The sequence below is a fragment of the Bacillus sp. UNC438CL73TsuS30 genome, from assembly GCF_000482325.1.
GTDB lineage: Bacteria > Bacillota > Bacilli > Bacillales > Cytobacillaceae > Neobacillus.
In genome coordinates, this window is sequence record NZ_AXVA01000010.1 from 85570 (window position 1) to 105463 (window position 19894).

Here is a 19894-nt window from a genome sequence, read left to right on the forward strand (position 1 = left end):
CAACAAATAAGGGGGATCTTTATGAAGCACTTATCACAGCAGGACGAGCAAGTATTTCAGGCAATTCAACAGGAATTAGGACGTCAGCGCGCGAAGATTGAATTAATTGCGTCAGAAAACTTTGTAAGCGAAGCGGTTATGGAAGCACAGGGGTCTGTTTTAACCAATAAATATGCAGAAGGATATCCAGCAAAACGCTATTACGGCGGCTGCGAATATGTGGATATCGTGGAAGATTTAGCGCGTGACCGTGCGAAAGCAATTTTCGGTGCTGAGCATGTGAACGTACAGCCACACTCCGGTGCGCAAGCAAATATGGCTGTTTACTTCACAATTCTTGAGCAAGGCGATACCGTTCTAGGGATGAACCTTTCACACGGCGGTCACTTAACACACGGAAGTCCGGTAAACTTCAGTGGTGTTCAATATAATTTCGTTGAGTACGGTGTAGATGAAGAAACACACCGCATCAATTACGAAGATGTTTTAGAAAAAGCTCGCCAACATAAGCCAAAGCTAATTGTTGCGGGTGCCAGCGCGTATCCTCGCGAAATTGACTTTAAAAAATTCCGTGAAATCGCTGATGAAGTGGGCGCCTATTTAATGGTTGATATGGCTCATATTGCAGGTCTTGTTGCGGCAGGTCTTCATCAAAATCCTGTTCCATATGCAGATTTTGTTACGACTACTACGCATAAAACCTTAAGAGGCCCACGTGGCGGGATGATTCTTTGCCGTGAAGAGTTTGCGAAAAAGATTGATAAGTCGATTTTCCCTGGAATTCAAGGCGGTCCATTAATGCATGTCATTGCTGCAAAAGCGGTTGCTTTTGGTGAAGCATTACAGGAAAGCTTTAAAGATTATGCAGGAAACATTATTGCAAACGCAAAACGTCTTGCTGAAGGTCTGCAAAAAGAAGGCTTAAAGCTCGTTTCCGGCGGAACGGACAACCACTTATTATTAGTGGATGTAACGACTCTTGGTTTAACTGGTAAAGTGGCTGAGCATGTCCTTGATGAAGTGGGGATTACTGTTAACAAGAATACTATTCCTTACGATCAAAACAGCCCATTTGTAACAAGCGGTGTCCGCATTGGTACTGCAGCTGTTACAAGCCGCGGCTTCGGTTTAGAGGATATGGATGAAATTGCATCGATTATTGCGTTTACTTTGAAAAACCATGAAGACAAAGCAAAGCTTGAAGAAGCTAGCAAGCGCGTTGAAGCGTTAACGAGCAAGTTTGTTTTATATCCTGAATATTAAGATTTTTGGGAATCGGCCTTTTTATAAAAAAGGTCGATTTTTATTTGCCCTCTCGGATGTTTTTCTGTAAAATTAGACGAAGTGTTTGATGTTAAATTTTTTATAAAAGGGGCGATTTTTGTGGCAAAGGTTTACGTCTTCGACCACCCACTCATTCAGCATAAGCTTACATACATACGTGATAAAAACACAGGAACGAAAGAGTTCAGGGAATTGGTAGACGAAGTGGCGACACTTATGGCTTTTGAGATCACGAGGGATATGCCGCTTGAAGATATTACGATTGAAACGCCGGTTTGCCCGGCCCAATCAAAGGTTCTTTCCGGGAAGAAAATCGGTCTTGTTCCGATTCTGCGTGCAGGGATTGGAATGGTTGATGGGATTTTGAAATTAATTCCGGCAGCGAAGGTAGGCCATATCGGTCTTTACCGTGATCCGGAAACACTTAAGCCAGTTGAATACTATGCAAAACTTCCAAGTGATGTGGAAGAACGTGATTTCATCGTTGTTGATCCAATGCTGGCAACTGGCGGTTCAGCCAATGAAGCGATCAACTCGTTGAAGAAGCGCGGCGCGAAACATATCAAGTTTATGTGCTTGATTGCGGCACCAGAAGGAGTCGAAGCGGTGAAAACGGCTCATCCGGATGTTGATATCTATATTGCGGCGTTAGATGAAAAGCTAAATGACCACGGCTACATCGTACCAGGACTAGGCGATGCCGGAGACCGGTTGTTTGGAACGAAATAATTTTTTGAGAGATCTTTTTTTGAAAAAGGTCTCTTTTTTATATTGGGGAATTGATAGCGGAAGGCATTTTGGTGGAAGTGGAAGATAAATTAGTTAAACTGGCCAATAAAACAAGCAAACTGGCCAATAAAAGCCAAAAACCGGCCAATAAACTCCACCCCACCATACCACACCCAAATACCTCCCAAAAAAATCCCCCTGCATATTTCCACCACCCAAAGAAAACCCTATGAAAAAAGGGGAAATCAGCAAAATGAAGAAACTTATTCTAACCATTATACTCATCACATCCATCACCATACCCACACCAACCCAATCCCAAACACGGAAACTGATCACACCACCCATCCCAAATCAGCAAACCGTCGCCATCGTCGTCACAAAACAACCACAAACCATACAACAGATCAAACAGTTCCTCACACCATACAAAGACATTAAACTGCGCCGTGTTTTTACGGAAGCAATCACAGGATTTTCGATTGAGGGCAACCGCGCGGCGATCACAAAACTAGCAGAAAACGTCAAAATTCTAAACGTGTCTCCCGTAACCAGTTACCAGGCCCAGACTGAGGAGAGCGTAAAAATCATAGGAGGCGAAGAGGTCCGCGGATTATTTTCACCGAAAAATCAACGCCTCACGGGCAAAGGAATCACTGTCGCGGTCATCGATACCGGCGTGGATTACACTCATCCCGACCTTCGGCGCAACTATGGTGGCGGACACGACCTTGTTGATAACGACAAAGATCCGATGGAAACCCGTGCCATTGGCAAAGCGACCATTCACGGTACACATGTTGCGGGAATCATCGCTGCTAATGGGAAAATCCGCGGCGTTGCACCGGAGGCGAAGATTATTGCTTATCGGGCACTCGGACCAGGAGGGGGCGGAACGACGGAGCAAGTTATTGCTGCGATCGATCAAGCCATTAAGGATAAGGTCGATATCATGAATCTTTCCCTTGGAAATGATGTCAACGGTCCGGATCTGCCGATTAGCCTCGCGCTCAACCGCGCTGTCGACAAAGGAATTGTCGCGGTGGCGGCAAATGGTAATGCCGGCCCGAATATTTGGACAGTCGGTTCACCCGGAACGGCATCAAAAGCAATCTCTGTCGGGGCCTCGACACCCACCATGGAAATACCGTACTTATTAATAGAAGGAACGCGGGAAAAAATTCGAATTCATCCAATGGAAGGTTCGGAAAAATGGGAGTTGGACCGCTCGTATACAATCGTTGATGGTGGGATTGGCAAAAAGGAAGACTTGAAAAATGTTACGGGCAAAATTGTTCTCATTAAGCGAGGCGGCTTAACCTTTACCGAGAAGGCAAAAAACGCCCAGAAGGCAGGGGCCAAGGCCGTGCTTATCTACAATAATATGAGCGGAAATTTTATCGGGAACTTAGAATCGCTGATGCCGTTACCGGTTGGATCCATCTCGAAGCGTGACGGTGAGCAGCTTTTGAAAAAAGAATCTACCATAATAAGGATTGACCAGAGCGAAGAAAAGGACCGGATGGCAGAGTTTAGTTCTCGAGGGCCGGTAACCGGAACATGGGAGGTAAAACCAGATATTGTGGCACCCGGGGTTGCGATTAACTCAACCGTTCCTGGCGGCTATCTTTCCTTACAGGGCACAAGTATGGCAGCACCGCATGTCGCCGGCGCCTGTGCCTTAATTAAACAGGCCCACCCGGACTGGACGCCGCAGCAAATAAAAGCTTCCTTGATGAATACCGCCAAGCCATTGTTTAAAAATGCAAACACTCCGTATCGAACCTACGAGCAGGGAGCAGGGAGGATTCAAGTCCCCGAGGCAGTAAAGGCGGAATCGCTTGTAACACCGAGCTCGATTCACTTTGGTAAATTTACAGAACAGAGGGATGTTCATAAAACCTTTTTGCATGTTGAAAACACAAGCAATGCGACAAAAAGATACTCCTTTGACATTCCGGAGCGAACAGACGGGTTATCATGGAAAATACCATTTTCGTTTACCTTGGCACCAAAGGAAACAAAAGAGGTTGCGATAGAACTGAGGGTAGACCCGCAAAGCTTTAAAAAGAAAATCCATGATGGTTACATCAAGCTTCAGGCGGGATCTACCTCCATCCATATTCCATATATCTATGTACTCGAAGAACCAAATTACCCAAGAGTAATGGGATTTTCCTTTGGGGAAGGGGATGCTCCGGGGCAGTACCTATATGAGGTTTACCTTCCGGGGGGAGCCGAGGAGTTCGGCATTGCCTTATTCGATCCCGGTGATTATCGCTTTGTCGGCTTTTTAGATTCCATTGAAAATGTCAAAAAAGGATTGATTCAAAAGAAAATTGAAAATGAGAATCTTCCGGAGGACGGGGTATACCTTGCAAAAGTATTTGCGAAAAAGGCCGGTAAAGAGAACTTCATTGAAACGATGTTAAAAATTGAAAAAAGGCAGCAGTAAAGTTTTAAAAAGAAAGTGAAACCTTTTTAAAACTTAGCCGTATTAACTAACTGTGTGTCCTCCTAGGTAAGTTTTTTCAAAAAAACTTCTAAAGGGAAGAGTATAGGTATATATTAAATTTTCTGATAATTATTGGTATCCTAATATATCTCGAAAAGCTGAAAATTGCAAGTGAATATTTCGTGGAAACTCATTGACTTTACATATTGCCTATTGTATGCTTACAAAGGGTGTAAATGATAAGGTTTTCACATTCAAGAAAGTGTTAATTTCCTTGGTGATTTGCCATTAAGCCCGGTTCACATTCTCTTATGGTGAGGATGCGATAATGATGCGTAAAAACAACCGCAATCCATTTCAAGCTATGGCTTTAATGTCCGCAATTATCTCCCAGTTAGTCGGTTCCATTCTCATTGGTATTTTTGCAGGAAGATGGTTGGACCATCAGTGGAGTACCGAGCCAATTTTCTTAATTATCGGATTGTTAATCGGATTAGCATCGGGAACCTATGCCATGCTTGTTTCGATTCGCCATTTTTTCTCGGGAGATAAATGATTATGCCGGATTTTAGAGAGATATTTACTAGGCAGCGAAAATGGAATTTGTACTTGTTATCTATATTCGTGCTTGGATGGGGGTTTACCTCCTACAAAACTGTATTTTTAGGATTAATTCTTGGGACATGCTTTAGCTTTCTGAACATCTGGATGTTAACCAAGAAAACAGAGAAGTTCGACAAGGCCTTTGATAAGGGTAAAAAAATGAAATCGCTCGGCTCGCTGCAAAGAATGGCGACAGCCGCGATTGCAGTGATTATTGCCATGAGATGGCCCAATTACTTTCATGTAGTCAGTGTGGTTATGGGACTAATGACATCCTATATTGTCATTATGATAGATTATTTTTATCATGCATTGCATTTTCATAAATGATAAGGGAAGTGAGGTGAACATAGATGCATCATGAAGCTCCTTTAGTAACATTTGGGGGACTAACCTTTAACTTGGCGAATGATCTAATGATTCTTGTAGCAAGTCTCATTGTTTTTATCATTGCGGTTCTATCTACCCGGAAGCTTGCGATGAAGCCGACAGGCATGCAAAACTTCTTTGAATGGGTGATGGACTTCGTCAAAGGAATCATCAACAGTACGATGGATTGGAAGGAAGGCGGAAGATTCCACATCCTTGGACTTACCTTAATTTTGTATATCTTTGTATCTAATATGCTAGGTCTTCCATTCTCTATCTCCGTTGGTGGTAAGCTTTGGTGGAAATCACCAACAGCCGATCCTGCTGTCACATTATCGCTGGCCGTAATGGTCGTTGCGCTTTCCCATTATTATGGTGTAAAGCTGAAAGGTGCAGCTGGATATGGAAAGGGATTCTTCAGCCCAATGGGATTCTTGTTCCCATTGAAAATTATTGAAGAATTCGCGAACACATTAACGCTTGGTCTGCGTCTTTATGGGAACATTTACGCAGGTGAATTGCTTCTTTCGCTTTTAGCGGGAGGATTGGCTTGGACCGGAGTAGCTGGTATGATAGCAGCCGTACCATTAACCCTTGTTTGGCAAGGTTTCTCCGTATTCGTCGGAACGATCCAGGCATACATTTTTACCATGTTAACAATGGTTTACTTGTCTCACAAAGTGAGTCACGACCATTAATATATTTTTAAACACTAAATTATTCATACATTTTTAAGGAGGAACATTATAATGAATCTTATAGCAGCAGCAATTGCAATTGGTTTGGCAGCAGTAGGCGCAGGTATTGGTAACGGTTTAATCGTTGGACGTACAGTTGAAGGTATCGCTCGTCAACCAGAAGCTCGTGGTTTATTACAAACAACAATGTTTATCGGGGTTGCGTTAGTTGAAGCATTACCGATCATCGGCGTTGTTATCGCGTTCATGGTTTTAGGACGTTAATTAGTAGAGAGAAAAATCCCAAGTGGCGGAGAGGAAGAAGAGACACCTTCGCCATTTATGTTTGTGCAATAGAGAACATACTTTTTTGAGTAGCGAACGACTCTTGAAGGGAGTGAACCCGTGGTGTTATCAGGCAATCTATTTGTCCTAGGTGCTGCAGAAAGCGCAGGCCATTTCAATGGTGGAGACAGTATTTTCCAACTAGTAGTTTTCTTAATTTTGTTAGCATTGCTTAAAAAATTCGCGTGGGGTCCATTAATGGGCATCATGAAACAGCGTGAAGACCATATTGCAGGTGAAATTAATGCGGCTGAAGGAAGCCGTGTTGAAGCGCAAAAGCTTTTAGAAGAGCAAAGAAATCTTTTAAAAGAAGCACGTACAGAAGCACAAGGCTTAATTGAAAATGCGAAAAAGCAAGGCGATGTTCAGCGTGAGGAAATCATTGCGCTAGCCCGTACCGAAGCTGAACGCGTGAAAGAAGCTGCAAAGCTTGAGATTGAACAGCAAAAGGAAAAAGCATTGGCCGCAATTCGCGAACAAGTTGCTTCCTTGTCTGTATTAATCGCCTCTAAGGTTATTGAGAAAGAGTTGAATGCTGGGGATCAGGATCAACTCATCAACGAATATATTAAAGAGGCAGGAGAACGCCGATGAGTAACTCCATCGTAGCAAAGCGCTATGCGTCGGCACTTTTTCAAATTGCCAAAGAACAACAGATTCTAAGTCAAGTAGAAGAAGATCTTCGTGTAGTAAAAGAAGTAATCCAAACGAATAAGGATTTAAAGGCTGTTCTCAGCTCTTTAAAACTTTCAAAGGAAAATAAAAAGGCCATTTTAAAACAGGCTTTTGCAAATATTAATGGATTTGTTGTTAATACATTAATGATTCTAATGGACCGCCACCGTGAAGGTGAAATTATTGAAGTGGTCAACCAGTTTATTGAGCTTGCATATGAAGCATCCGGTGTTGCTGAAGCTGAAGTTTCCAGCGTACGCCCGCTTTCAGATGCTGAGCGTGAGGCGATCTCGGCTACTTTTGCAGCAAAAGTTGGCAAGCAGTCTCTCAGAATTGAAAATATCGTAGATTCCGAATTGCTCGGCGGCGTAAAGGTCCGCATCGGAAATCGTATATATGACGGCAGCTTGCGCGGCAAGCTCGATCGTTTGCAACGTAAATTGTTAAGCTAAGATTTGTAGATAGGGGTGAAACTCATGAGCATCAAAGCTGAAGAAATCAGTGCCCTGATAAAAAAGCAAATTGAAAACTATCAGGCGGAAATTCAAGTAACGGATGTTGGTACGGTTATCACCGTTGGTGACGGTATCGCTCGTGTTCACGGTCTTGACAACGTCATGGCTGGAGAACTAGTTGAATTTTCAAACGGCGTTATGGGTATGGCACAAAACCTTGAAGAAAATAACGTCGGTATTATTATCCTTGGACCTTTCACAGATATCCGTGAAGGTGACGAGGTACGCCGTACAGGCCGCATCATGGAGGTTCCGGTTGGAGAAGAGCTAATCGGACGTGTAGTAAACTCATTAGGACAACCAATTGATGGGATGGGTCCAATCAATACAACAAAAACTCGCCCTATTGAGCAAGTAGCAACAGGCGTTATGGCTCGTAAATCCGTTCATGAGCCATTACAAACAGGTATTAAAGCGATTGACGCACTTGTGCCAATCGGACGTGGTCAACGTGAGTTAATCATCGGTGACCGTCAAACAGGTAAAACAGCTGTTGCTATTGATACCATCTTGAACCAAAAAGGTCAAAACATGATTTGTATCTATGTTGCGATTGGCCAAAAGGAATCAACAGTACGCGGTGCGGTTGAAACCCTTCGTAAAAATGGCGCATTAGATTACACAATCGTTGTGTCTGCATCTGCATCACAACCAGCTCCAATGCTATTCTTGGCACCATATGCAGGCGTTTCAATGGGTGAAGAATTCATGTTTAACGGTAAGCACGTATTAATCGTGTATGATGACTTAACAAAGCAAGCATCTGCATACCGTGAGCTTTCCTTGCTACTTCGCCGTCCTCCAGGTCGTGAAGCATATCCAGGGGATGTATTCTACTTGCACAGCCGTTTATTAGAACGTGCAGCGAAATTGAACGACAGCCTTGGCGCGGGTTCAATCACTGCATTACCATTTATCGAAACACAAGCAGGTGACGTTTCTGCTTATATTCCAACAAACGTTATCTCCATCACTGATGGACAAATTTTCTTACAATCTGACCTATTCTTCTCCGGTGTTCGCCCAGCGATCAACGCAGGTCTTTCCGTATCTCGTGTAGGTGGATCCGCACAGATTAAAGCGATGAAGAAGGTTGCAGGTACACTGCGTCTTGACCTTGCTTCATACCGTGAGCTAGAAGCATTTGCCCAGTTCGGTTCTGACCTTGATAAAGCAACCCAAGCGAAGCTGAATCGTGGTGCACGTACCGTTGAGGTGCTAAAACAAGACTTGAATAAGCCGCTTTCTGTTGAAAAACAAGTAGCGATCCTATATGCATTAACACGCGGCTTCTTAGATGATATTCCGTTGCAGGATATCCGTCGTTTCGAAGCTGAATTCCTAACATGGTTAGACCACAATCGCAAAGAGTTGTTAGACCATATTACCAAGACGAAGGATCTCCCTTCTGATGACGATTGGGCATCTGCGATCAACGCCTTCAAAAAGACGTTTGCAGTTTCCGAGTAATTCATGGCTAACATTGAACACTTTTAGTGAGGGTGGTGAGAACTTAAAATGGCATCATTACGCGATATAAAAACTCGTATTAATTCGACGAAAAAGACGAGTCAAATTACCAAAGCAATGGAAATGACCTCTGCTGCGAAATGGAACCGCGGGGTGATGAATGCGAAATCATTCGTCCCTTACATGGAAAAAATCCAAGAGGTAACAGCAGCGATTGCGCTTGGCAGTAAAGGGGTGAATCACCCTATGCTTCAAGCACGTCCTGTAAAGAAGACAGGCTATATCGTTATGTCATCTGACCGTGGTCTTGCAGGTGCGTTTAACAGTAACGTCTTAAGACGTGTACATCAAACCATCCAACAAAATCACAAATCCAATGACGAATTTGCGATTATTGCAGTCGGTCGTGTTGCCCGTGACTTCTTTGCCAAACGCGGCATCAATGTTGCACTTGAAATCATTGGTATTTCAGACCAACCTTCATTTGCTGACATTAAAGACATTGCATCGAGCACAGTAGGCATGTTTGCTGATGGTACATTTGATGAAATTTATCTATATTACAATCATTATATAAGCGCAATTTCGCAAGAAGTAACCGAGAAGAAACTGTTGCCACTTGCTGAAATTAAAACGACAGGCAAGCTGATTTCATATGAATTCGAACCGTCTGCCGAAGAAATTCTAGAAGTTCTCCTGCCGCAATATGCCGAGAGCTTAATCTATGGCGCGCTGCTAGACAGCAAAGCCAGTGAGCATGCTGCCCGGATGACGGCAATGAAGAATGCAACCGATAATGCAAAAGAATTAATTCGTAACTATACACTTATGTATAACCGTGCCCGCCAGGCAGCGATTACGCAAGAAATTACCGAAATCGTCGGCGGTGCAGCGGCGTTAGAATAGACCGAAAAGCGGAAGCGCCTTGGTGCTGAAGCTAGACAGACCGTTTTTTGAAAAATGAACCTTATTTCGTGTCTGTGACTTGTTTTTAGCTTATGGATCGTGATTCGTTGCTGTGAACAGGTTTCAGGCCGAAATCAGAGTTCAGTGTGATTCAATAAGTTCCTTTTTAAAAAAGGGGTTTTGGATCAAAAAAGTAAGTAAGGAGGGAAAATGATGAACAAGGGACGCATTGTTCAGATTATGGGTCCGGTTGTTGACGTTAAGTTTGATAACGCCCAATTGCCTGAGATCTATAATGCATTGAAAATTAGTTCTGAATCAGTCAACCTAACCCTTGAAGTAGCCCTTCATTTAGGTGATGATACAGTTCGTACGATTGCAATGGCTTCTACTGACGGATTAACTCGTGGTTTGGAAGTGTTGGATTCAGGTGCACCGATTTCTGTACCGGTTGGGGAACCAACTCTTGGCCGTGTATTTAACGTATTAGGGGAAGTAATTGACCTTAAGGAAGAAATTCCTGCAGGCGCTCGCCGTGATCCAATTCACCGTGAAGCACCAACTTATGAAAATCTTTCAACTGAGGTTGAAATTCTTGAGACTGGTATTAAGGTAGTTGACCTTCTTGCTCCATATATTAAGGGTGGTAAGATCGGTTTGTTCGGTGGTGCCGGTGTAGGTAAAACCGTATTAATCCAGGAATTGATCAATAACATCGCACAAGAGCACAGCGGTATTTCCGTATTCGCTGGTGTAGGGGAGCGTACTCGTGAAGGGAACGACCTTTTTCACGAAATGACGGATTCTGGTGTTATTAAGCAAACAGCGATGGTATTCGGACAAATGAACGAGCCTCCAGGTGCACGTATGCGTGTTGCCTTGACTGGTTTGACAATGGCTGAATATTTCCGTGATGAGCAAGGCCAAGACGTGTTATTGTTCATCGATAACATTTTCCGTTTCACACAAGCAGGTTCTGAGGTTTCCGCGTTACTTGGCCGTATGCCATCTGCCGTTGGTTACCAGCCGACACTTGCTACTGAAATGGGTAAATTACAAGAACGTATCACTTCAACAACAAAAGGTTCTGTTACATCGATCCAAGCGATTTACGTACCAGCCGATGACTATACGGACCCGGCACCGGCTACAACTTTCGCTCACTTAGATGCAACAACAAACCTTGAGCGTAAGCTTTCTGAGATGGGTATCTACCCTGCGGTGGACCCACTTGCATCGACTTCTCGTGCATTGTCACCTGAAATCGTTGGTGAGGAGCATTACAATGTTGCTCGTCAAGTACAGCAAACCTTACAGCGTTACCGTGAATTACAGGATATCATTGCGATCTTGGGTATGGACGAACTTTCTGATGATGATAAGTTAACCGTAGCTCGTGCTCGTCGTGTCCAGTTCTTCTTATCACAAAACTTCCACGTTGCTGAACAGTTCACTGGCCAGCCTGGATCTTATGTGCCGGTAAAAGAAACGGTTAAAGGATTCAAAGAAATCCTTGACGGTAAATACGACCACCTTCCAGAAGATGCATTCCGTCTTGTCGGCCGCATTGAAGAAGTGGTTGAGTCTGCTAAACGCATGGGCGTAGAGGTCTAATTCCAGCCAGGAGGGTAAAAAATGAAGACGATTAAAGTCAATGTTGTTACTCCCGATGGCCCGGTGTATGAATCAGATGTGGAAATGGTTAGTACAAAAGCTAAAAGTGGCGAACTTGGTATTTTGCCTGGCCACATTCCCTTGGTTGCCCCGCTTGAAATTGGTGCTGTTCGTCTGAAGTTAGGCGGCGGTAAACAAGAGCAGATCGCAGTTAGCGGCGGATTTTTAGAAGTTCGTCCGGATCAAGTGACGATTTTAGCTCAAGCAGCGGAAAATGCAGCTGATATTGATGTTGATCGTGCCCTAAGGGCGAAGGAACGCGCTGAACAGCGTCTTCAACAAGCACAGCAGGAACATATCGATTTCAAGCGTGCTGAACTAGCTCTTCAACGTGCCATCAACCGCCTCGCCGTATCGGATAAAAGATAATGATGTTTTTAGATAAGAACCCCTCCTTTTTGGAGGGGTTTTTTGTTACTCTATCTGATGTATAGAGTATTTTGAAAAAAGATAATATTATTACTATTAAATTTGCTGATTTTGTGGTATTTATAGATAGGAAAGAATTATTTTGATATACCGTTTTCTAATGAGAAGAGCTGAAATTAATGGTTCTATTTAAGTTTACAGTAAATAGTTTGAAAGTTTAAGCTATTTTGATATTGACGTGAAACGTTATAGAATGTAATATTATATTATAATACATTAAGTGATGGGAAAATCGCTGGGACAGTGGGGTGTAATGAGACTTAGGAGACATTTTTTGGAATTGTAAGCGGTTAACATGGTAATCTGGTAATTTGATAGTTTATAGACTAATTAGGGGGATCTTGTATATGAAACGTTGGCTTAATCTAGCAGTTGGTATCCTTTTGGTAATGTCCATATTTTTAGCCGGATGTTCCTCGAAAAGCACGAGTTCAAACTCAGCAAACGGAAAGACAACCATTACATTTTTTTACCGTTGGCCAAATGAGCCATACAAGTCTTACTTTAAGAGTGTGATTGCAGATTTTGAAAAGCAGCACCCTAACATTCAAATTAAAGAAGTAACCGCATTAAATGATGATTATAAGCAAAAAGCAAATGTTCTTCTTGGAAGTCAAAATCCGCCGGATGTTTTCTTTACTTGGGCAGGAGAATATGGTCAAAAGTTTATCCGGGATGGTGTAGCATTAGATCTCTCGAAATACTATGACGAGAACAAAGATTGGTCAGGTAAATTAATTGGTTCACAAGTAAATTTCTTTAAAAAGGATGATAAAGTCTACGGTGTTCCACTATTTACTGACAGTAAGTTATTCTTCTACAACAAAGACTTGTTTGACAAGCTAAATTTAAAGGCACCAACGACATGGGATGAATTTATTCAGGACCTCGCTGTCATTAAAAAGAGCGGAACGACGCCACTTATTTTAGGGAATAAATCACCTTGGGCTGCTGCTCACTATGTAACAGCATTGAATCAGAGACTAGTACCGAAGGAAGTTTTAGATAAAGATTTAAGCTATAAAGGGGCCCAGTTTACAGACGCTGGATATGTAGAAGCATTAAAGAAATTAAATGAATTAAAAACGTATATGAATGATAATCCAAATGCGATTGCCCATGACGAAGCAAGAAACCTATTCCTTGGCGGAAAAGCAGCGGTAACATTCCTTGAATCATTGGAAATTACCTTTATGAAAGACGCTACATTTAAATGGGGAACCTTTAAAGTACCGACCATTGCAGGAGCGAAAGGTGACCAAGAAGGCTTAATCGGTGCACCTGAAGGATTTATGGTTCATAGTAAATCGAAACATCCGAAAGAAGCAATGGAGTTCTTGGAGTTTATGACTTCTAAAGTTAATGGAGAGAAACTAATCAAGGATACAGGTTTGGCAAGTACGGTGGATGGTGCGGTGAATGCGAATAGCGCAACGGATCATGAAGTCGAAGCAATGGATTTAATCAAGAGCGCAAAGAATATGGCCATTTGGACTGACAGCGCATTAGACAGCAGAGTATTTAAGCCATATGGTGATGGAGTACAAGCTATGCTTGGTGGCAGCATGACACCAGAACAAGTCATGAAGAATGTTCAGGATGCAGCGAAACAAGTAAATCAATAAAGGAAGACATAAAATCTATTAAAATGTCGGTTTAGCGGAGCCCTTGGTCCTCTTAAACCGACATATCTTAATAGATATTGATGGGAGGGGTATAGAATGCACAAGTCACGAGTTGTCCCAGTTTTATACATAGCACCGGCCATTCTTATGCTTGCACTATTTGTTTATTATCCATTAGTTCGAAATGTAATAAATGGCTTTTATGAATGGAACCCATTTACTTTAGATCGAAAATTTGTCGCACTACAAAATTATGCACACCTCTTTAAAGATCCCGTCTTTTTTACAGTACTTAAAAACAATCTATTTTACGCCTTTATCTCCGTTATTATTCAAGTTGGTCTTGGATTAGTGATTGCAGCAATATTAGAAGACAAGATCTTCAGAAGATTTTCCACATTCTTTCGAACAACTTTTTTTATTCCTGTTCTTATTTCCATGACCGTAATTGGGATCCTCTTTAGTTTCATCTATAATCCAGAGGTTGGGTTACTAAATGGTTTTCTTAAAGCAATTGGCTTGGGTGAATGGGCAAGAGGCTGGCTTGGGGATCCGAAAACATCGATTTTCGCTGTTATTGGTGTTTCTCAATGGCAAAGCCTTGGCTACACCGTTATGTTGTATGTGTTGGCCGTCCAAAAAGTCCCAGGGGAATTATATGAAGCAGCTACCATCGATGGGGCAGGAAAAATCCGCACATTTTTTAGCATTACAGTTCCACAAGTAAAAGAAATGACCTTTGTGCTATTAATCTATACCGTAACAGGTTCATTCTTAGTGTTTAGTGAAGTATACGTATTAACGGCTGGCGGTCCAAATAACTCTTCACAAGTCTTTAGTACCTATCTATACCAAAAGGCGTTTATTGACAATCAACCGGGATTTGCTTCTGCTATCGCAAACGTAATTTTGGGTATCACATTAATCTTCTACTTTCTACAAAATAAGTTCGTAAAAACAGGGGAGGAGTAAAAATGAAACCGATTGAATCACAGGGAGATTCAGGGGCGGTGAGTCCGAATGCAACGATCGTAAAGCCTGCGAAAATCAGCACGAAAGCAAAAAAACATAAACAAGGCTTCTCCATCGTTGTTGGGATCATCTTTCTATTTCTACTTCTTTACTTTGTTGCAATTGCTTATCCAATCTTCTGGATGGTTGTCAATTCCTTTAAAAATACAACAGAAATTTATAACCATACTTGGGGGCTTCCAAAAGAATGGCTGTTTTCAAATTATAGTGCTGCGTGGGAACAAGGGGTTTCGAGCTACTTCGTTAATAGCTTGATCATTACGATTGGTACATGTATTTTAACGGTTTTGATTAGCTCGTTATGTGCATACGGTTTGACCCGTTTCCAAATAAAAGGAGGAAAGTTCCTGCTCCTATTTGTGTCAGCTGGTCTGATGTTTTCCCCGCAAAGCGGTTTAATTCCACTCTATGAATTAATTCAAAAGATGGGGATTTTTGATACCTATTGGGCGCTGATTTTAACGTTTACAGCCTATCGAATTCCATTAACGGTTCTGTTGATTCGTTCATTTTTCCTCGGAATTCCGAAAGAATTGGAAGAATCAGCTTATCTCGACGGGGCTACGAGTATAGATGTTTTTGTGAGAATATTTCTTCCAATGAGCAAGCCGATCATGTTTACGGGTGTCATTTTAACTGCTTATTATTCATGGAATGAGTTTTTATTCTCAATGCTTTTCATTCAAACAGAAGAGGTAAAGCCGATTACTTCCGGTTTATTAGTTTTCAAAGATGCATTAAATACAAACTGGGGAGTCTTACTAGCTGGGCTGGTCATTTCCGCCATTCCATTGATTGCCATCTTCCTGATGATGCAGAAGTATTTTGTCAGAGGGTTGGCTGAGGGAAGTGTAAAAGGATAATAAGAGACTGGGGGCAATCAGTGCCCCACTATTATTATCTTGTATATAACGTTTTATAACATATTAATATTAATAAGGAGTGAGTGAGATTGTTAAACTTTAGTAGAGAGAAGTATTTGAAGGTAACCGGCGGTGCAGTAGGGCTGCGGGAAGAAATTGAAAAGGTAGTGGACAAGGTTTATGAGAAGGGGTTTAAAAATATTTTCTTAATTGGATCAGGCGGTGCTGTTGCGACCTTTTATCCATTTGAATTTATGATTAATTCAACATCCACGATTCCAGCCTATGCCGAAATTGCAGCAGAAGTTGTCCTACAGAATCATAAACAACTAAGTGAACAATCGCTTGTCATTCTATCTTCTCTATCAGGTACAACACAGGAGACAGTAGCAGCAGCGAAATATTGTAGAGAAAAAGGCGCAACAACAATTGGATTGACAGGTGAGTACAATAAACCGCTTGCTGACACAGTTGATTTTCCAATCGTTAATTTTGCAGAAAATGACTTTGCCAGCGATGGGAATCAACTAGTTCTCTATTTACTCATTTTTAAATTAATGAATAAAAATGGAGATTTCCCTCGTTATGAGGAGTTTGCAGCACAGTTAGAAGCCCTTCCAGAACGATTAATCGAGGCAAAAGAACAGTTTGAAGACAAGGCGGAAGCTTTTGCTGTCGCTTATAAGGATGAGCCCTATCATATGGTAGTTGGTTCCGGAAATACCTGGGGACGTGCTTACTCCTATGCGATGTGTGTATTGGAAGAAATGCAATGGATTAAAACAAAATCAATTCATGCAGCAGAATTCTTCCATGGCACCTTGGAGCTAGTGGAAGAGGACACGAGCGTTCTTTTACTTAAGGGTGAAGATGAATCACGCCCGTTGATGGACCGTGTTGAGGCTTTTGCTGAGAAGTATACAAAGAAATTGACCGTAATCGATACAAAGGCGTTTGAGCTAGAAGGAATTAATGAAGAGTTCCGCAAATATTTATCACCAATCGTTACATCGACGCTTCTCCAAAGACTGAGTGTCCATTTAGAAGATAAACGCAATCATTCTTTAGAGATTAGAAGATATTATCGTACAGTGGCTTATTAAAAAGATTTAGAGAAAGATACAAGAAGTATCTTTCTCTTATTCACCATATGGGAGGTTTCAATTATGAGATTGATAGCAGTAGGAGATAATGTAGTAGATTTTTATGATGACCTTGGTGAGATGTTTCCGGGCGGGAATGCTGTAAATGTGGCGGTCTTTTGGAAACGTTATGGTGTTGATGAGGTATCCTATATTGGGATTGTCGGCAATGATGAAGAAGGCGATCATATTGTTAACTCGTTAAAGTTGGAAAATCTCAATGTTTCAAGGGTACGAAGAGCGATTGGTCCGTCAGGTGAAGCGGTAGTCACACTCGATGAGCATGGGGATCGGAAGTTTGTCGGCTCCAATAAAGGCGGAGTCCAACAGCAGCTAAAATTGAATCTTACCGATGAGGAACTAGAATATATTCAAACCTTTTCGCTGCTGCATACAAGCGTTTTTAGTCATTTGGAGAAAGAGTTGCCATTATTGCAAAAATACATCGATATTTCATTTGATTTTTCAACCAAATATGATGATGACTATTTAGAACAGGTTTGTCCATATGTGAAATATGCAATTTTCTCTGGTGGAGATTTAACCAAAGAGGAATGCAATGCGTTAATTACGAGGGTACACAAGGCAGGTACACCAAATGTTGTCGTTACTAGAGGTTCTGAAGGATCATTGTTCTCGGATTCCCATCAAGTTTATGAACAGGGAATTGTCGAGACCGATGTAGTGGATACACTTGGAGCTGGGGATACGTTTGTAGCGATCTTTTTAAAAGAATATGTGGCACATGGGAATGCCCAGGTTGCAATGGATAAAGGTTCCGCAGCTGCAGCTGAAACGTGCCAGCGCTTTGGCGCCTTTGGTCATGGAAAGAAGCGGGAGAGTAAGATTGTCATTGGCCGTTAATAAGATGAACCTGTTCTGTTGAAGAGCAGGTTATTTTTTTGGCTCTTTGTTGCTTTAATAATATATTCGCAAATAAAACACTGGATTTGCTAATAAACTATTAAAACCCGCTGTTAAGATGACTATCAGAAGCTTGAATGTAGGTATATACAACAATCTAAATGAAAAAAGCTCCTCGAGTTCAAACTCGAGGAGCTAATTCTTACTATTAATATTCAACTTTCCACATATATCTTCTTTGTGATAGTGGATGATTGCGCGCCTCTGCTAATTGTTCAGCATATTTACGAAGTACATGATTTAATACAAGCGGTGCGATATAGCCCCTTAACTCTTCGTCAACACCAGTTAAATCAAGATCTTTAGCATCTAATACAACTAGTTTTTCACCATATTTTTTCGAGAAATCTAATGCTCTTTCATCTAGTGGGCGTGTTTCATCCAAGCCAAGCAAGATAATGAATGGTACGTCTTTATCAATAATCTCGAACGGACCATGGAAGTACTCACCAGAGTGAACGGCATTGGAGTGGATCCATTGCATTTCCATTAGAATACAAATGGCGTAAGAATAAGCAATTCCGTAGTTTGCTCCACTTGCCATTGTATAGATCACTTTTTCATCCTTGTATTCCTGGCCAAATTGTAGTGCTTTGCCTTCATATTGCTTAGCGGCCTTCTCAAACACAGATTGGAGATTGGATAAGCTGTTGACCATCTTGTCAAACTTATCATTTCCTTCTAATACGTTTAAAACGCCGAATGTTAATTGATAGAGTAAACCTAAGTTTGTATTAAAAGCAACGGATTCAGTGCCCCACTCATATTTCACAACAAATTCACTTTCTTGTGCAAGAGGTGAGGTTGGCTGGTTTGTAAATCCAACTGTTAATGCTCCTTTTTGACGGGCAAATTCTGCTGCTTTAACCGTTTCAGGAGTTGTACCCGACATAGAGCATAATACAACGAGTGAATTTTCTCCAAGTTTTCTAGGGTTGCGATGAATGAATTCATTCGAACTGTAAACATCAGAAGTAAGATCTTTTGCTTCACGGTCCAATATGTACTTATTTGGATACATAATGGCAGAAGAACCTCCACATGCAACAAAATATACGTGGTTGATGGTACGTCCTTTCAAAGCATCTAAAACATTTTGAACTTGCTGATCGACAACTACTTGTGAATTAACCATTCATGTTTCCTCCCTTAAAATCTTTTGTATTGAATATAATAATACATTATATAACATTATATTAAGTGCCAAAAGGTAAATTGTCAATGTTTTTTGAACATTTAATTTTTTGGAACCCAAAGAAATTAATATTACATTGACTTATAACATAATATGATGTTATGTTGATTTTGATAAATGAGCTGAAAAAAGAGGGGGTGGGGTACATGGCAAAAATCAGGCGGGACCAAGTTACAGGGATGAACTTCCATTATAAACACTATTCTTTCGAATACTTTTTAGATGCAATGGTTCGATACGGGTTTAAAAATATTGAATTATGGGGTGCCTCTCCGCATTTTTATGTGGATGATATGAGTATCCAAGACATTAGACAAGTAAAGAAAGAGATTGATAGAAGAGGTTTATCGGTTGTTTGCTTTACACCAGAGCAGTGTGTATATCCAATCAATCTTGCAGCAAAAGAGGATCGAATCCGGGAAAAAAGTATCCAATACTTTATTAAATCAGCCCAAGCCGCGAAAGAGTTGGGTGCGCCCATGCTGTTAGTTACTCCAGGCTGGGGCTATGAAAATGAGGACTGCAATGAGGCATGGAAAAGAACAAGAGATTCATTGGAACAATTAACAACGGTTGCCGCTAAATTAGACTTAATCCTTGCGCTTGAACCATTAACAAGGGTAGAGTCAAATTTAATTTACAATGCGAAGACACTTAAAGCCATGTTAGATGAAGTGAACAGCCCATATCTTAAAGGAATGATTGATAGTATTCCAATGGCATTAGCGAACGAAGATTTCCATGATTATTTTAGCTTATTAAAGGAAGATTTAGTTCATATTCATTTTATTGATGGAAAACCTGAAGGCCATCTTGTCTGGGGTGATGGGGTCCTTCCTCTACAGAAATACATCGAACAATTGAATGAAATTGGCTTCGAGGGCTCTCTAACATTAGAATATACTTCTTATCAATATGTGCAAAATCCGGATGCTGCAATTGAAAGGACATTGGATGTTTTTTCCGATTTTTTTTGAAATTG

Annotated in this window: 20 protein-coding genes; 19 read left to right on the top strand and 1 reads right to left on the bottom strand. The window is 41.5% G+C overall.

Annotated features, from left to right (window positions below):
- The first annotated feature begins 21 nt into the window (after positions 1–21).
- The 18 genes from glyA (at position 22) to M028_RS0103590 (ending at position 17657) form a co-directional block, all read left to right on the top strand.
- Positions 22–1263 carry a serine hydroxymethyltransferase gene (gene glyA, locus M028_RS0103500; protein ID WP_026572674.1) on the top strand — a complete coding sequence of 414 codons (1242 nt, stop codon included), beginning with the start codon at positions 22–24 and terminating at the stop codon, positions 1261–1263.
- Between the two features lie 120 nt (positions 1264–1383).
- Positions 1384–2013, top strand: a complete 630-nt coding sequence (gene upp / locus M028_RS0103505; protein WP_026572675.1) for a uracil phosphoribosyltransferase — start codon at positions 1384–1386, stop codon at positions 2011–2013.
- A gap of 253 nt (positions 2014–2266) precedes the next feature.
- Positions 2267–4468 carry a S8 family serine peptidase gene (locus tag M028_RS0103515; protein ID WP_026572676.1) on the top strand — a complete coding sequence of 734 codons (2202 nt, stop codon included), beginning with the start codon at positions 2267–2269 and terminating at the stop codon, positions 4466–4468.
- Between the two features lie 331 nt (positions 4469–4799).
- A complete protein-coding gene (locus tag M028_RS0103520; protein WP_026572677.1) occupies positions 4800–5024 on the top strand; it encodes an AtpZ/AtpI family protein in 225 nt (74 codons plus the stop codon).
- A gap of 2 nt (positions 5025–5026) precedes the next feature.
- Positions 5027–5401 (top strand): ATP synthase subunit I, encoded by a 375-nt coding sequence (locus M028_RS0103525; protein ID WP_026572678.1) that lies wholly within the window; start codon positions 5027–5029, stop codon positions 5399–5401.
- A 23-nt stretch (positions 5402–5424) separates the two neighbouring features.
- Positions 5425–6138: a F0F1 ATP synthase subunit A gene (atpB, locus tag M028_RS0103530; RefSeq protein ID WP_026572679.1), complete on the top strand. Its 714-nt coding sequence runs from the start codon at positions 5425–5427 to the stop codon at positions 6136–6138.
- A 51-nt stretch (positions 6139–6189) separates the two neighbouring features.
- Positions 6190–6402 carry a F0F1 ATP synthase subunit C gene (gene atpE / locus M028_RS0103535; RefSeq protein WP_026572680.1) on the top strand — a complete coding sequence of 71 codons (213 nt, stop codon included), beginning with the start codon at positions 6190–6192 and terminating at the stop codon, positions 6400–6402.
- Positions 6403–6525: 123 nt separating this feature from the next.
- Positions 6526–7056, top strand: coding sequence for a F0F1 ATP synthase subunit B (locus M028_RS0103540; protein WP_026572681.1), 531 nt, complete (start codon positions 6526–6528; stop codon positions 7054–7056).
- Positions 7053–7589: a F0F1 ATP synthase subunit delta gene (locus M028_RS0103545; protein WP_026572682.1), complete on the top strand. Its 537-nt coding sequence runs from the start codon at positions 7053–7055 to the stop codon at positions 7587–7589. Before M028_RS0103540 ends, M028_RS0103545 begins: the two co-directional genes overlap by 4 nt.
- A 24-nt stretch (positions 7590–7613) precedes the next feature.
- Positions 7614–9122, top strand: coding sequence for a F0F1 ATP synthase subunit alpha (gene atpA / locus M028_RS0103550; RefSeq protein WP_026572683.1), 1509 nt, complete (start codon positions 7614–7616; stop codon positions 9120–9122).
- Positions 9123–9170: 48 nt separating this feature from the next.
- Positions 9171–10028 carry an ATP synthase F1 subunit gamma gene (atpG, locus tag M028_RS0103555; RefSeq protein ID WP_026572684.1) on the top strand — a complete coding sequence of 286 codons (858 nt, stop codon included), beginning with the start codon at positions 9171–9173 and terminating at the stop codon, positions 10026–10028.
- 213 nt (positions 10029–10241) lie between these two features.
- On the top strand, positions 10242–11642 hold the full coding sequence (gene atpD, locus M028_RS0103560; RefSeq protein ID WP_026572685.1) for a F0F1 ATP synthase subunit beta: 1401 nt from the start codon (positions 10242–10244) through the stop codon (positions 11640–11642).
- Between the two features lie 21 nt (positions 11643–11663).
- On the top strand, positions 11664–12071 hold the full coding sequence (locus M028_RS0103565; RefSeq protein ID WP_026572686.1) for a F0F1 ATP synthase subunit epsilon: 408 nt from the start codon (positions 11664–11666) through the stop codon (positions 12069–12071).
- Positions 12072–12478: 407 nt separating this feature from the next.
- Complete coding sequence (locus M028_RS0103570; protein WP_026572687.1) at positions 12479–13756, top strand: ABC transporter substrate-binding protein; 1278 nt, start codon at positions 12479–12481, stop codon at positions 13754–13756.
- 96 nt (positions 13757–13852) lie between these two features.
- The gene (locus tag M028_RS0103575; protein ID WP_026572688.1) at positions 13853–14728 is read left to right on the top strand and encodes a carbohydrate ABC transporter permease; all 876 of its coding nucleotides are present in this window, start codon (positions 13853–13855) and stop codon (positions 14726–14728) included.
- Positions 14729–14766: 38 nt separating this feature from the next.
- The gene (locus tag M028_RS0103580; RefSeq protein WP_035423730.1) at positions 14767–15651 is read left to right on the top strand and encodes a carbohydrate ABC transporter permease; all 885 of its coding nucleotides are present in this window, start codon (positions 14767–14769) and stop codon (positions 15649–15651) included.
- A gap of 83 nt (positions 15652–15734) precedes the next feature.
- Complete coding sequence (locus tag M028_RS0103585; protein ID WP_231510766.1) at positions 15735–16754, top strand: SIS domain-containing protein; 1020 nt, start codon at positions 15735–15737, stop codon at positions 16752–16754.
- 45 nt (positions 16755–16799) lie between these two features.
- Complete coding sequence (locus tag M028_RS0103590; protein WP_442852773.1) at positions 16800–17657, top strand: PfkB family carbohydrate kinase; 858 nt, start codon at positions 16800–16802, stop codon at positions 17655–17657.
- Positions 17658–17865: 208 nt separating this feature from the next.
- On the opposite strand, the gene M028_RS0103595 is transcribed toward M028_RS0103590, so the two are convergent.
- The gene (locus M028_RS0103595; RefSeq protein ID WP_026572692.1) at positions 17866–18852 is read right to left on the bottom strand and encodes an SIS domain-containing protein; all 987 of its coding nucleotides are present in this window, start codon (positions 18850–18852) and stop codon (positions 17866–17868) included.
- A gap of 206 nt (positions 18853–19058) precedes the next feature.
- Here M028_RS0103595 and M028_RS0103600 point away from each other — a divergent pair, with 206 nt between their 5' ends.
- Positions 19059–19889, top strand: a complete 831-nt coding sequence (locus tag M028_RS0103600) for a sugar phosphate isomerase/epimerase family protein (RefSeq protein WP_026572693.1) — start codon at positions 19059–19061, stop codon at positions 19887–19889.
- The last annotated feature ends 5 nt before the right edge of the window (positions 19890–19894 follow it).

Excerpts from the sequence above, each read along its gene's own strand:
- atpG (WP_026572684.1), top strand. The coding sequence starts at position 9,171 with ATGGCATCATTACGCGATATAAAAACTCGTATTAATTCGACGAAAAAG.
- M028_RS0103565 (WP_026572686.1), top strand. The coding sequence starts at position 11,664 with ATGAAGACGATTAAAGTCAATGTTGTTACTCCCGATGGCCCGGTGTAT.
- M028_RS0103545 (WP_026572682.1), top strand. The coding sequence starts at position 7,053 with ATGAGTAACTCCATCGTAGCAAAGCGCTATGCGTCGGCACTTTTTCAA.
- atpD (WP_026572685.1), top strand. The coding sequence starts at position 10,242 with ATGAACAAGGGACGCATTGTTCAGATTATGGGTCCGGTTGTTGACGTT.
- M028_RS0103600 (WP_026572693.1), top strand. The coding sequence starts at position 19,059 with ATGGCAAAAATCAGGCGGGACCAAGTTACAGGGATGAACTTCCATTAT.
- atpB (WP_026572679.1), top strand. The coding sequence starts at position 5,425 with ATGCATCATGAAGCTCCTTTAGTAACATTTGGGGGACTAACCTTTAAC.
- M028_RS0103595 (WP_026572692.1), bottom strand. The coding sequence starts at position 18,852 with ATGGTTAATTCACAAGTAGTTGTCGATCAGCAAGTTCAAAATGTTTTA.
- M028_RS0103570 (WP_026572687.1), top strand. The coding sequence starts at position 12,479 with ATGAAACGTTGGCTTAATCTAGCAGTTGGTATCCTTTTGGTAATGTCC.
- M028_RS0103515 (WP_026572676.1), top strand. The coding sequence starts at position 2,267 with ATGAAGAAACTTATTCTAACCATTATACTCATCACATCCATCACCATA.
- M028_RS0103520 (WP_026572677.1), top strand. The coding sequence starts at position 4,800 with ATGCGTAAAAACAACCGCAATCCATTTCAAGCTATGGCTTTAATGTCC.
- atpA (WP_026572683.1), top strand. The coding sequence starts at position 7,614 with ATGAGCATCAAAGCTGAAGAAATCAGTGCCCTGATAAAAAAGCAAATT.
- M028_RS0103575 (WP_026572688.1), top strand. The coding sequence starts at position 13,853 with ATGCACAAGTCACGAGTTGTCCCAGTTTTATACATAGCACCGGCCATT.
- glyA (WP_026572674.1), top strand. The coding sequence starts at position 22 with ATGAAGCACTTATCACAGCAGGACGAGCAAGTATTTCAGGCAATTCAA.
- atpE (WP_026572680.1), top strand. The coding sequence starts at position 6,190 with ATGAATCTTATAGCAGCAGCAATTGCAATTGGTTTGGCAGCAGTAGGC.
- M028_RS0103525 (WP_026572678.1), top strand. The coding sequence starts at position 5,027 with ATGCCGGATTTTAGAGAGATATTTACTAGGCAGCGAAAATGGAATTTG.